Annotated in this window: 10 protein-coding genes; 5 read left to right on the top strand and 5 right to left on the bottom strand. The window is 69.9% G+C overall.

Going from position 1 to position 12,564, the window contains the following annotated elements; translation table 11 throughout:
• Positions 1-992: RNA ligase (ATP) (locus GAS53_RS22860; protein WP_151479569.1), on the bottom strand; the 992-nt coding region annotated here is incomplete at its 3' end.
• A gap of 208 nt (positions 993-1,200) precedes the next feature.
• Positions 1,201-1,929, bottom strand: coding sequence for a 3-keto-5-aminohexanoate cleavage protein (locus GAS53_RS22865; protein WP_192583240.1), 729 nt, complete (start codon positions 1,927-1,929; stop codon positions 1,201-1,203).
• A 55-nt stretch (positions 1,930-1,984) separates the two neighbouring features.
• On the opposite strand from GAS53_RS22865, the gene GAS53_RS22870 reads away from it, so the two are divergent.
• The gene (locus tag GAS53_RS22870) at positions 1,985-2,503 is read left to right on the top strand and encodes a hypothetical protein (protein WP_151479533.1); all 519 of its coding nucleotides are present in this window, start codon (positions 1,985-1,987) and stop codon (positions 2,501-2,503) included.
• Between the two features lie 45 nt (positions 2,504-2,548).
• Here the strand turns inward: GAS53_RS22870 and GAS53_RS22875 are convergent, their stop codons facing one another.
• Positions 2,549-3,157: a hypothetical protein gene (locus tag GAS53_RS22875; protein ID WP_151479534.1), complete on the bottom strand. Its 609-nt coding sequence runs from the start codon at positions 3,155-3,157 to the stop codon at positions 2,549-2,551.
• Positions 3,158-3,485: 328 nt separating this feature from the next.
• Between GAS53_RS22875 and GAS53_RS22880 the strand changes: the two genes are divergently transcribed.
• Positions 3,486-6,287, top strand: a complete 2,802-nt coding sequence (locus GAS53_RS22880; protein WP_151479535.1) for a penicillin acylase family protein — start codon at positions 3,486-3,488, stop codon at positions 6,285-6,287.
• 158 nt (positions 6,288-6,445) lie between these two features.
• On the opposite strand, the gene GAS53_RS22885 is transcribed toward GAS53_RS22880, so the two are convergent.
• The gene (locus tag GAS53_RS22885) at positions 6,446-7,774 is read right to left on the bottom strand and encodes a serine-threonine protein kinase (RefSeq protein WP_151479536.1); all 1,329 of its coding nucleotides are present in this window, start codon (positions 7,772-7,774) and stop codon (positions 6,446-6,448) included.
• 108 nt (positions 7,775-7,882) lie between these two features.
• Positions 7,883-9,130 carry an exo-beta-N-acetylmuramidase NamZ family protein gene (locus tag GAS53_RS22890; RefSeq protein WP_151479537.1) on the bottom strand — a complete coding sequence of 416 codons (1,248 nt, stop codon included), beginning with the start codon at positions 9,128-9,130 and terminating at the stop codon, positions 7,883-7,885.
• A 249-nt stretch (positions 9,131-9,379) separates the two neighbouring features.
• On the opposite strand from GAS53_RS22890, the gene GAS53_RS22895 reads away from it, so the two are divergent.
• The 3 genes from GAS53_RS22895 (at position 9,380) to GAS53_RS22905 (ending at position 12,469) form a co-directional block, all read left to right on the top strand.
• Positions 9,380-10,147 carry an SDR family oxidoreductase gene (locus GAS53_RS22895; protein ID WP_151479538.1) on the top strand — a complete coding sequence of 256 codons (768 nt, stop codon included), beginning with the start codon at positions 9,380-9,382 and terminating at the stop codon, positions 10,145-10,147.
• A complete protein-coding gene (locus GAS53_RS22900; RefSeq protein ID WP_151479539.1) occupies positions 10,144-11,811 on the top strand; it encodes a class I adenylate-forming enzyme family protein in 1,668 nt (555 codons plus the stop codon). Before GAS53_RS22895 ends, GAS53_RS22900 begins: the two co-directional genes overlap by 4 nt.
• A gap of 64 nt (positions 11,812-11,875) precedes the next feature.
• The gene (locus GAS53_RS22905) at positions 11,876-12,469 is read left to right on the top strand and encodes a TetR/AcrR family transcriptional regulator (RefSeq protein ID WP_151479540.1); all 594 of its coding nucleotides are present in this window, start codon (positions 11,876-11,878) and stop codon (positions 12,467-12,469) included.
• Positions 12,470-12,564 lie beyond the last annotated feature (95 nt).

The raw sequence follows: 12,564 nt of genomic DNA on the forward strand, positions 1-12,564 counted from the left end.
ACCGGGCTGTACCGCTCGACGGCGGGCCGGATCACGACCCCCTCGCGCAGATGCAGCTCCCGCCCGGAGACCGTCTCGCGTCCGGAGGCGAACTCCAGGACGCGTTCGATGTCGTACGGGCCCTCGTAGAGCCGTGGCACGAGCGGCAGTTCGCCGTCGAGCAGCTCCGCCGCATCCAGCCAGCGGACCTCGCCGTCGATCTCCGCGGACACGTCGAAGACGGCGTACCCGAGCGTCTCGCGGCGGCCGTCTGCGCCGTACGTGAGGTCCTGTACGCCGGCTCCGTACACCTCGCCGAAGACGCCGACCCGGCGCGCCCCGAGCCGCTCGGCGAGCCGGGCCGCGGTCTGCGCGACGCCGTGGCCGTGGATCGCGCGCCAGTACAGATTGCGCGGGTCCTCCTTCAGGGCCAGGTACTTGGCGCCGAAGCCCTTCGAGGAGACCTGGACGCGACAGTCCTCGGCGAAGTACGTGAGCAGACAGGCCGAGCCGTGCAGTTTCTCCGTCAGGACCACATCCTCGCCCGGGGTGAAGATGTCCGGATAGCGCTGGATGTTCTCGATGTCGACCCAGGGCAGTAGACCGGGAGCCGACTCGACCTCGCCGTCCATGGTGGGCGGTATCGGCGGCACCCACTTGGTGATGCCGAGCCGCTCCGCGAAGTCCGTGCCGTCCGCCGCGGCCCGCGCGAGGTCGACGTCGGCAAGGGCCTTCGGCCGGCAGACGATGCCCTGCGACAGCTCACCGCGCAGCCGTACCGCCTTCACCCGGTCCGACCTGCTGCCCGCCAGCCGCCCGGTCAGCCCGAGCTCCTCGATCAGCTCCTCGGGCAGCACGGACTGCTCCGGGATGTACACGGCACTCTCGCCGGTGCGGTACGCGCCCTTGGCGACGACGGCTCGGTACAGGCCCACCTGGGCCAGTTCGAGCGCGTCGGCGTTCGGATGCTCGTGGACGGTCAGCACTTCGGCGGTGACGCGCAGCGTCGACATGGCGGGACTCCTCGGGGTTCCTCAGCTCGGTTTCATCGCCCCCAACTGTCCGTACGGGAAAGGGGTGGAGCGAAGGATTTTGGGGCTGCTATGCGCTCCGCTGGAAGCGTGATGAACCCGCGGGCCGGTGGGGGCTGGTCGCGCAGTTCCTCGCGCCCCTAAAGGGGCGCGAGGTACCGCAGCGGACCTCGCCAAGGTCCGCTTGCCCTTACGACGACCGCCGCGCCCTTCCGTACTCGGCCAACCCCTCCACCACCAACCGGGCGTTGGACACAGCCCGTCGACCGTCCGGCAGGACCAGCGTGTCCTCCAGGCCTATCCGCGTCGCAAGCCCGAGGCGGCCGGCGAGCCGGAGGACGGGCCAGGCGCCGCCGTCCTCCCCGTGCAGCAGGACGGGGCGGCCGTGGGCGGCGCCGAGTGAGGTCAGGAGCTGCCGCGCCGTGTCCTTGGCCGAGTCGGGATCCGGATCCGTCACCTCCGCCAGTACCCGCAGCACCCGCGGCCCGAGCGGAGAGGCCGCGAACCGCGCGGCCCCGTCCGTGCCGGACCAGACGCCCGCCTCCACGCCGACGCCACGCTCGAGGAGCGCCGCGGCGACCTCCTCCGCCCCCGGCTCGTGCCAGTTGACCGAGGCGTGGTCGGGCAGGACGGTCCACTCACGGATGCGCGCGACGCGGGCCTCGGGGTCGGGCTCGGCCCATGCTCCGGTGGTCACGCCGACGGGAACGCGAACCTGTGAACGTATTTCTTCGAGCGTCGCTGCAACTGCTTTCCCCGACAACGTGTCTTTCCCGCAGGGGGACTTGGGATGTACATGGATGTCCGACGCCCCGACCGCGACGGCCTCCGCCGCGGAGTCGGCCATCGCCCCCGGCGACAACGGCACGACCGCCCCGTCGCCGGACCCACGCACCCCGTTCAGACAGACCTGCACCATGCCCCCGATGGTGCCAGGCACCACTGACAGCCGAAGACCCGAGGAGGAACAGGCCATGAGTCTGGCGATCTGCTCACTGAAGTGGGAAGCCGCGCACACGGGGGCCCAGAAGATCACGTACGACAGCGACGGGTACCACCTCGTGCGCTTCCCGTACGTCACGGGGGAGGAGCAGTACGACCCCTGGAACATGCACGACCCGGCGAACGGCGGCGACACCGCGTCGGCGTTCCCCGATGCCCGCTCAGGTCTCATCTGGCCCAGCCACGACGGCTGGGGTGTGCTGTCCGCGCTGGTCTTCTGGGAGGCGGACTCCAACGATCTCGAATACCGGGCGCGCTTCGTCCGGGACCCGCTGAACCTCTCGACGGGCTACAACTCGACGGCCACGACCGACATCGCACCCACCCGCGGCGGCCAGTACCGCTCGTACATGTGGCAGATGTTCGTCCACCCGGGTACACCGGTCGGCCTGAAGATATCCGTGCGCGGCGCGGGGGACGCGAAGATCTCCACACCCCTGATGCTCGCCGAGTTCAAGCTCGCCATCCACACCGAGATCAAGAGGCCGTAGCCACTCGCGCGGGGGTGCGGCTCCGCCGGCGCACCCCCGGCACGCCTAGCTCCCCACCGACACCAGCATGCGCCCTCGTCTGGCCTCCGCCAGGGCCTCGGGCGTCAGAACGGGTCGCGGCACCACGATCCCGCAGGCCGTGCAGACCGGACCCGAGGACGGTTCATGGGCCAGGTCGTACTTCCATGTGAGGCGCTCGCCCGAGCAGACCGGGCAGACGGCGCCCGGCTCGCGCTCAAGGGCGGCGATCAACCGGCGCAGCACCTCGGCCAGCGGCTCATGGGGGTGGACCCGCGGGTCGTCGCACCAGGCGACACCGCAGCCGCCCCAGGTGAGCCGGTGCCAGTCGTCCACGCTGCCGGGACTGCGCAGACCGTCGTGCTTTTCCTTCTTGCGGCGCTCCGCGAACTCGACCTCATAGGCGAGCCAGACGGAGCGGGCCTCCTCCAGCTCGTCCAGTGCGGCCACGAGCCGCGCTGGATCGGGGGACCGGTCCTCGGGACCGAACCCGGCCCGGGAGCACAGATGGTCCCAGGTCGCCCGGTGACCGTAAGGAGCAAACCTCTCAAGGCACTTTCGCAGTGAATAGCGCCGCAGTGCCAGATCGCTCCTCGGGTCGCGCACCTGTCTCGCCAGACTCCGGAAACCGGCCATCGCCCTGCACCTCCGTCACACCTGCACCTGTACTTCGGTCACTTCGGCGTCGTCGAAAGGACGTCGCCGAATAGACGTATCGACACGCGATTCGGCTCCATCTGTTTTTTCGGTGACCGCCGTAATGCCACCAACCAGGCGGTTCTTACCGCCCGTCAGTCGGTTCTCGGCCGTCCACCGAGCCTTCTCGGCCGCCGGCCGTCGCGGTCGGCGGTTCGTCAGGGCTCCTTCGGCCCTTCCGACGCCAAAAAGTGACGCATGTTCATCTTCAGACGCGGGGATACCGGCGGTAACATCCGGCGCACCCCCCCCGTCGCGAGGAGCACCCATGCCACGGCGTACCCCACGCATCACCCTCGTCAGTCTGAGAACTCCCCGCAGAACTCCCAAGTTCCTCAAGGCCGCATCCATATGCGTCCTCATCGCCGGACTTTTGTCACCGCTTTCCCAAGCGGCCGCCGCCGATACAGCCGGTACAAAGGCGGCGGTGGCCGCGAACGACTACTGCGGCGGTCAGTGTTCCGACATCCTCCCGGCGGGCCAGAACGGCAACGCGACTCTCGCGGAGATCCTCCTCAACCAGGCTTTCGGCAGCCAGCCCGCCCACGCGGACGACCAGCTCGCGCCCTACAACAACCTGGCATCGGGCCACTCCGGCCTCACCGACGCCAAGATCAACGACTTCTTCAAGGACGCGTCGTTCGGGGTCCCCGCCGACCAGGTCGAGTCGACCGTGAAGCCCGCCGGACGCACCGACGTGACGATCGTCCGCGACAAGAAGACCGGTGTGCCGCACATCACAGGCACCACCCGTTACGGCACGGAGTTCGGCGCCGGTTACGCGGCCGCGCAGGACCGGCTGTGGCTGATGGACGTCTTCCGGCACGTCGGACGCGGCAAACTGACCCCCTTCGCGGGCGGCGCCCCCTCCAACCAGGGCCTGGAGCAGGAGTTCTGGCGCCACGCCCCGTACACCGAGGCCGATCTGCAGGCCCAGATCGACAACGCGGTCGCCACGAACGGCGCCCGCGGCCAGCAGGCCCTCGCCGACGTCAAGGCCTACATCGACGGCATCAACGCCTACATCGACGCCTCCGACAGCGGCCGCTACTTCCCCGGCGAGTACGTCCTGACCGGCCACAAGGACTCCATCACCAACGCCGGGACCATCGAGAAGTTCAAACTCACCGACCTGGTCGCGCTCGCCTCCGTCATCGGCGCACTCTTCGGCTCCGGGGGCGGCGGCGAGGTCAACAACGCCATCTCACTGCTCGCCGCCCAGTCCAAGTACGGAGTGGAGGAGGGCACCAAGGTCTGGGAGTCCTTCCGGGAACGCAACGACCCCGAGGCGGTGCTCACCCTCCACGACGGCGAGAGCTTCCCGTACGCCTCCAAGCCGGACAACCCGCAGGGCGAGGCTCTGCCCGACGCCGGCTCGGTGACCCAGGAGCCGCTCGTTTACGACCGCACCGGCAGCGCGGCCACCGCCGGCGCCACCAAGACGTCCGCGTCGGCGACGGCGAGCGCACTCGGTTCGGCGAAGCGCGGCATGTCCAACGCCCTCGTGGTCAGCGGCAAACACACCGCCAGCGGCCACCCGGTCGCCGTCTTCGGCCCGCAGACCGGCTACTTCGCGCCGCAGCTGCTCATGCTCCAGGAGATCCAGGGGCCGGGCCTCAGCGCCCGCGGCGCCTCCTTCGCCGGCCTGAGCATGTACGTCGAACTCGGCCGCGGCCAGGACTACGCGTGGAGCGCCACGACCTCCGGCCAGGACATCATCGACACCTACGCGGTCGAGCTGTGCCAGGACGACACCCACTACCTCTACCGCGGCACCTGCACGCCCATGGAGAAGGTCGAGCAGACCAACGCCTGGAAGCCCACCACCGCCGACGGCACCGCCGCCGGCTCGTACCGCATGCAGGTCTGGCGCACCAAGTACGGCCCGGTGACGCATCGCGCGACGGTCGACGGCAAGAAGGTCGCGTACACCACTCTGCGCTCGTCCTTCATGCACGAGGCCGACTCGATCATCGGCTTCCAGATGCTCAACGACCCCGACTACGTGAAGAGCCCGCAGACCTTCCAGAAGGCCGTGCAGCACATCAACTACACCTTCAACTGGTTCTACGCGGACTCGGAGCACACCGCGTACTACAACAGCGGCGACAACCCGGTGCGCGCCACCGGTGTCGACGCCGAGTTCCCCGCCTGGGCGCGGCCCGCGTACGAGTGGCGGAACTGGACCCCGGAGACGAACACCGCCGACTACACCCCGGCGTCCGCCCACCCCAACTCCATCGACCAGGACTACTACATCTCCTGGAACAACAAGCAGGCCAAGGACTACACCACGGCTCCCTGGGGCAACGGCTCCGTCCACCGGGGCAACCTCCTGGAGGACCGGGTGAAGAAGCTGGTGACGGCCGGCGGGGTGACCAGGGCATCCCTCACCAAGGCGATGGCCGACGCCGCGCTGGCCGATCTGCGCGCCGAGGACGTACTGCCGAAACTGCTGAAGGTCGTCAACAGCTCGCCGGTCACCGACCCGGCGGCCGCGGCGGCCGTGACGAAGCTGTCCGACTGGGTGACGGCAGGCGCCAAGCGCAAGGAGACCGCGGCGGGTTCGAAGGCGTATGCCAACGCCGAAGCGATCCGCATCCTGGACGCCTGGTGGCCGCTGCTGGTGAAGGCCGAGTTCGAACCGGGCCTCGGCAGCGACCTGTACACCGCCATGACCAACAACCTGCCGGTGGACGAGGCCCCGTCGGCCGGACACGGTCCCACCGGCTCGCACGCCGGAAGCTCCTTCCAGTACGGCTGGTGGAGCTACGTCCACAAGGACATCCGGGCGGTGCTCGGTGAGTCGGTCCAGGGCGGCCTGGCCAAGACGTACTGCGGCGACGGCAGCCTCAGTGCCTGCCGGGACACCCTGATCAGCACGCTCAAGGAGGCGGCGGGCAGGACCGCCGCCCAGGTCTACCCGGGCGACGAGATCTGCTCGGCGGGCGACCAGTGGTGTGCCGACTCGATCAACCAGCGCACGCTGGGCGGCATCAAGCACAACAAGATCAGCTGGCAGAACCGGCCGACCTACCAGCAGGTCGTGGAGTTCACGTCACACCGGTGACGTCCTAGGGCCCGGTCCGGCGAAGTCCGGTGCGGTTCGGCAGCGCCCCGAAGGGGCGCGGGGCTGTGTCAATTTGCGGCTCCGCCGCGTGGGCGCGACCAGCCACGACGAACCCGAGGACGAAACACCGCACTTCCGGCGGAGCGATTGGCGGCGGGTCAGCGGATGCGGCCCGCCGCCAGCACCATCTGGGCCAGCTCACGGTGGCAGATGTCGCTGTGGGCCCCGGACGGGGGTCCGCCGCGTTTCACCACCGTGGACGCGTCGATGTTCACACAGCCCGACACCGGCAGCTTGGCGCGCAGTGCGTCGGCGAGCCTGAACGCCTTCGTGCCGGCCACCGCCTGTACCCCGTCGTGGCCCAGCGCGCCCCACTTGCCACCGAGGAGGCGGGGAATCCCGAGGCCGGCAGCCGAGCGGCTGTCACCCGCCATACGGGAGGCCAGCGGGTAGATCGTGCCGAGAGCCGAGTCGAAGCGCGAGAAGCAGCACACCAACGGGCCGTCGATACGGTCCTGTCGGCCGTTCAATACGCCGCTGCCCCGCGCGTCGTGCGGCAGCCGCGCGGCGAACGCGTAGTGCGAGAAGGCCGCTTGGAGCAGGGTCACCGACTTCACGGTCCGGACACCCTTGGGCAGTCCGCGCAGCGCGAACGACACAAGACGGCCGCCGAAGCTGTGCCCCACGAGATGCACCCGCAGCCCGGGCGCCGCCTGCGCGAGCCGCCCGATCACCCGCCCGAGCCCACGCTCACCGACGGTGCCCGCGCGCCGCTTCATGGCGAAGTACGTTGCCTGGCGCAGCAGTTCATGGGCCCCGTCCCAGACGCGGGGGAGCCCGAACTCGGCCTGGACCCCCTCGCCCTCGCCGTCGGCTCCGGGTCGGTCCGCCGCCAGCGCCCGTGCGAACTCGCGGCACATCTCCGCCGTGTTCCCGAGGAACATCTCCGGGTCGACCTGTAAGGCCCCTTCCGTCAGCGTGTCCGCGGCGAACGCGGCCTGCGGCGCCTCGGCCCGCAGCTCGACGAGAAGTCGTACCAGCCGCCCGTACTCCTCCAACGCGGCCTCCTCGTCCGGCTGTTGGTCGAGCATCCGGGCGATCTGGTCGATCAGGGTGGCCCGGCCGGGAAAGACCTCCAGCAGGGCGTTCCGCGTGTCCTTGTCCAGGACCGGACCCGCTGCCGCCGCCACGGCCCGCTCGAAGTCGGGGATCGGCTCGTCCGTGAACCGCATCGAGGGCCACATCACCCCCACGTATCCGAGTCGGGCGTTGGGGGCGAGCCCGGGGATCGGCCCGAAGAAGCGGTCGTAGAGCCGTGTCGCCACCGACCGGGAGTTGTTCCAGCCGTGCGCGAAGACGACGAGGTCCTTGACGCCCTGCTCCGCCGCTTCCTTGACGAGCCGGTCGCGCTGTTTGCCGTTCACATCCCCGTCCGCGTCGAAGGTCAGCTCCCAGTAAGGAGCCACGCCCACTTCCGGATCCGCCATGACGAGCCCCCTTCGGCCCCCGTAACCCGCCCATCTGCGGGCATCGTCCCGCCGACGGGGGGAGTTGGCCATACGTCAGGTCCGGTCCGGCCGTGCCGAACTCAAGGCTCAGCGGTAGAGGAGGTACTTCCCGCGCACCCGCCGGAACGCCGCCAACTCCCCCTGCCAGGCCGCCACGACCTCGTCGGCCGTCGCGCCCGCGTCGATCATCGTGCGCACCTGGGTGGAGCCGGTCAGCTTGTCGATCCAGTTGTCCGAGCGCCAAGCGAAGCCGCTCCATACCTCCTTGGCGGTGACGAGCAGCGCGATCCCGGTGCGTACGGGGTCGTACGCGGCCCGGTCGTGGACATGGATCTGTACGCCGCCGACGGTCTTGCCCTGGAACTTGGAGAAGGTGGGCGCGAAGTACGCCTCCCTGAAGTGCACACCGGGCAGCCCGAGTCGGTTCGCCTCAGCGGCCCATCGCCGGTCGATGCCCTCCGCGCCGAGCAGTTCGAACGGACGGGTCGTGCCGCGGCCCTCCGACAGGTTCGTGCCCTCGAAGAGACACGTCCCCGAGTACACCAGGGCGGTGTCGGGGGTCGGCATGTTCGGACTCGGCGGCACCCAGGGAAGCCCGGAGGCGTCGTAGAACTCCGACCGCTTCCAGCCCGACATCAGTACGGTGTCCAGCGGCACCGGCGCCGTGAGGAACTCCCCGTTGAACAGCCGCGCCAGCTCCGCCACCGTCATCCCGTGCGCCTGCGCGATCGGCTCTCGGCCCACGAAGGTCGCGAACTCCTTGTGCAGCACGGGTCCGTAGGCGCCGCGCCCCGTCACCGGGTTCGGCCGGTCGAGGACCACGAAGCGCTTGCCCGCGAGCCTGGCCGCCTCCATGCAGTCGTACAGCGTCCAGATGTACGTGTAGAAGCGTGCGCCCACGTCCTGGATGTCGAAGACGACCGTGTCCACGCCGGAGGCCGTGAAGATGTCGGCAAGCGGCTGACCGCTCTTCAAGTACGTGTCGTAGACGGGGAGTCCGGTCGCCGGGTCGTCGTAGCGACCCTCGGAGCCGCCGGCCTGTGCGGTGCCGCGGAAGCCGTGTTCTGGGCCGAAGACGGCCACCAGGTTCACTCGGTCGTCGGTGTGCATGACGTCGACGATGTGGCGGGCGTCTTTGGTGACGCCCGTCGGATTGGTGACGATGCCTACTCGGTCGCCGTCGAGCAGGGTGTAGCCGTCGGCGGCCAGGCGGTCGAAGCCGGTCCGCAGGCGGCGGGCGGCCGTCGGTGCGGCGGCCGCGGCGGGTGGGCCCGCCGAGAATGCTGCCGCGCCGGTGGTGGCGGCTAGTAGTCCACGTCTGGAGAGGCGGCGCATGTGACCTCCGTGATTTCGGAAGGCTGGCAAGAGCACGCTAAGTGCTTCCGCCGGTCGTTCGTAAGCTGCGGGTCGAGTGTGGCTTGTCGCGCCCACGCGGCGGAGCCGCAAATTGACACAGCCCCGCGCCCCTGAAGGGGCGCAGCTTTTCGCGCCCCTTACTGGACATCGCTCCCTTCCCTCTTTACATACCGACTGGTTAGTCTGGCGTTGGAGTGGAGCTGATTCTCGTCGTGTCGAAGGGGACCGATGGTGGAAGCCATGCAGGATGCCGGAGTGGTCGTCACCGGAGCCGGAGGGGGGATCGGAGCCGCTTTGGCCCGGCGCTTCGCCGCCGAAGGGGCTCGGGTTGTCGTCAATGATCTGGACGGTGCGAAGGCCAAGGCCGTCGCCGACGAGATCGGTGGGATCGCGGTTCCGGGGGACGCCTCCGCGATCGTTGGTGAGGCCCGGGAGGCGCTCGGCGGGACGGTCGACGTCTACTGCGCCAACGCGGGGCTCGCCTCCGGGGGCTCGGAAGCGGCTCCCGAGCAGGTCTGGGCGCTCGCGTGGGACGTGAACGTGATGGCGCACGTCCGCGCGGCCCACGAGCTGCTCCCCGACTGGCTGGAGCGCGGCAGCGGCCGTTTCGTCTCCACGGTGTCGGCGGCCGGGCTGCTCACGATGGTCGGCGCGGCCCCCTACAGCGTCACCAAGCATGGTGCGTACGCCTTCGCCGAGTGGCTGTCGCTCACGTACCGGCACCGCGGTCTGAAGGTCCACGCGATCTGTCCGCAGGGCGTCCGCACCGACATGCTCGCGGGCACGGGCAGCGCGGGTGACCTCGTGCTCAAGCCCACGGCCATCGAGCCCGAGGTGGTCGCGGACGCCCTCTTCGCGGGGATCGAGGAGGACCGTTTCCTGATCCTGCCGCACCCCGAGGTCGCCGACTACTACCGGGCGCGGGCCGCCGACCCCGACCGCTGGCTGACGAACATGAACCACATCCAGCAGAAGTGGGAGGCGGACGGCCGGTGACCACCTCCCTGTACGCGGCCCAGCCGTGGATCGCGCTCCTGAACGACGCCCAGCGCGCGCCCGTCAGCCCCGCCGACTCGGCGGTGCACGCCCTGCGCCGGGCCGTCGCCGAAACCCCGGACAGCACCTTCCTCGTCTACTTCGACGGGCGCCTCAGCTACCGCGAGGTCGACGAGCTGAGCGACTCGGTCGCCGGGCATCTCGCCGCCCGCGGCCTGGAGCGCGGCGACCGGGTCGCCGTCCTGCTGCAGAACTCGCCGCACTTCGTACTCGCCGTCCTCGGCGCCTGGAAGGCCGGCGCGACCGTCCTGCCCGTCAACCCCATGTACAAGTCCGGGGAGGTCACCCACGTCCTGCGGGACGGCGAGGTCGCCGCGCTGATCTGCTCCGACCGGGCCTGGGAGTCGTATCTGCGCGAGACGGCCGCCGACTCGCCCGTACGCATCGTGCTGACCGGCTGCGAACTGGATCTCCAGACGCGGGGCGACGCGCGCGTGCTGAGCTTCGAGCGGCTGCCGCAGGCGGCGGACGCCGACGACCTGGTGGCCGTGGCGAGGGCGGGTCTCAAGGCCCCCGAGGGCCGCGACGTCGGCCCGTCGGATGTCGCGCTGATCAGCTACACCTCCGGCACCAGCGGCGCCCCCAAGGGAGCCGCCAACACGCACGGCAACATCATGTACAACGCCGAGCGGCAGCGGACCGGCCTCGCGCTGCCCGAGGCACCCGTGTACTTCGCGATGGCGCCGCTGTTCCACATCACGGGGATGGTCTGCCAGTTCGTCGCATGCCTCAACAGCGCGGGCACGCTCGTCCTCGCGTACCGCTTCGAGGCGGGGGTCGTCCTCGACGCGTTCGCCGAGCACCGGCCCCACTACACGGTCGGCCCGTCGACGGCCTTCATGGCGCTGGCCGCGCACCCGTCCGTGACCCCGGACCACTTCTCGTCCTTCGTGAACATCTCCTCCGGCGGCGCCCCGGTCCCGCCCGCGCTCGTCGAGAAGTTCCGGGCGGGCTTCGGGCCGTACATCCGCAACGGCTACGGCCTCACCGAGTGCACCGCGCCCTGCGCCTCCGTGCCGCCCGGCCTGGAAGCCCCGGTGGACCCGGCCTCCGGGACGCTCGCCGTCGGCGTGCCCGGCCCCGACACCGTCGTACGCATCGTCGACGACCAGGGTGCGGAGGTGCCCTTCGGCGAGCAGGGGGAGATCCTCGTACGCGGACCGCAGGTCGTACCCGGCTACTGGCGGCGCGCCGAGGCCACCGCGGAGACCTTCCCGGACGGCGAACTGCGCACCGGCGACATCGGCTTCATGGACGCGGACGGCTGGCTCTACGTCGTCGACCGCAAGAAGGACATGATCAACGCGTCCGGCTTCAAGGTGTGGCCGCGCGAGGTCGAGGACGTCCTCTACACCCACCCGGCAGTGCGTGAGGCGGCCGTCGTCGGGGTGCCCGACGGGTACCGCGGCGAGACCGTCAAGGCGTACATCAGCCTGCGGCCGGGAGCCGAAGAGGACCCCGATGCGCTGGCCGCGTACTGCAAGGAGAGACTGGCCGCCTACAAATACCCGCGGCAGGTCGAGATCCTGCCCGACTTGCCGAAGACGGCCAGTGGGAAGATCCTCCGTCGGGAACTGCGTTCCCGGTCACAGGGTGACCAGTAGCGCACGGCGCAAAACAGCATAAAGCGGCTGGAAAGCTGAAAAACTCGAAAGGCAGGTGGCGGCAGTGCCCAGGACGACGGACGGTGACGGTACGCCCGTCCCGCGGCGGTTGCTGGCCGCCGCCACCCGGCTCTTCGCCGAGCGCGGTTACGACCGCACCTCGGTCCAGGAGATCGTCGAGGCGGCCGGTGTCACGAAGGGGGCGCTGTACCACTACTTCGGCTCCAAGGACGATCTGCTCCACGAGGTGTACGCGCGTGTGCTGCGCGTCCAGCAGGAGCGGCTCGACGCCTTCGCCGACGCCGACGCGCCTGTGGAGGAGCGGCTTCGGGGTGCCGCCGCCGACGTCGTCGTCACGACGATCGACAACCTTGACGACGCGGCGATCTTCTTCCGCTCCATGCACCATCTCAGTCCGGAGAAGAACAAGCAGGTGCGGGCGGAGCGGCGGCGCTATCACGAGCGCTTCCGTGCGTTGATCGAGGAGGGGCAGGAGTCGGGTGTCTTCTCGAAGGCGACGCCCGCGGATCTGGTCGTGGACTACCACTTCGGCTCTGTGCACCACTTGTCGACGTGGTACCGGCCTGACGGGCCGCTCACTCCGCAGCAGGTGGCTGATCACTTGGCGGACCTGCTGCTGCGGGCGCTGAGGCCGTAGGCCGAGGGGGTTTTTCTCGCCCCCGCCGCCCCTACCCGTCCCATCCCTGGGGGCTGCGCCCCCAGACCCCCGCTATCGGCCTGAACGGCCTCGTC

Origin of the sequence: Streptomyces albicerus, from assembly GCF_008905045.1 — a bacterium.
Lineage (GTDB): Bacteria > Actinomycetota > Actinomycetes > Streptomycetales > Streptomycetaceae > Streptomyces > Streptomyces albicerus.

Bases quoted from the DNA above. Each gene is read 5' to 3' on its own strand.
- GAS53_RS22890 (WP_151479537.1), bottom strand. From the start codon at position 9,130: ATGCGCCGCCTCTCCAGACGTGGACTACTAGCCGCCACCACCGGCGCG.
- GAS53_RS22880 (WP_151479535.1), top strand. From the start codon at position 3,486: ATGCCACGGCGTACCCCACGCATCACCCTCGTCAGTCTGAGAACTCCC.
- GAS53_RS22885 (WP_151479536.1), bottom strand. From the start codon at position 7,774: ATGGCGGATCCGGAAGTGGGCGTGGCTCCTTACTGGGAGCTGACCTTC.
- GAS53_RS22895 (WP_151479538.1), top strand. From the start codon at position 9,380: ATGGTGGAAGCCATGCAGGATGCCGGAGTGGTCGTCACCGGAGCCGGA.
- GAS53_RS22870 (WP_151479533.1), top strand. From the start codon at position 1,985: ATGAGTCTGGCGATCTGCTCACTGAAGTGGGAAGCCGCGCACACGGGG.
- GAS53_RS22875 (WP_151479534.1), bottom strand. From the start codon at position 3,157: ATGGCCGGTTTCCGGAGTCTGGCGAGACAGGTGCGCGACCCGAGGAGC.
- GAS53_RS22865 (WP_192583240.1), bottom strand. From the start codon at position 1,929: ATGGTGCAGGTCTGTCTGAACGGGGTGCGTGGGTCCGGCGACGGGGCG.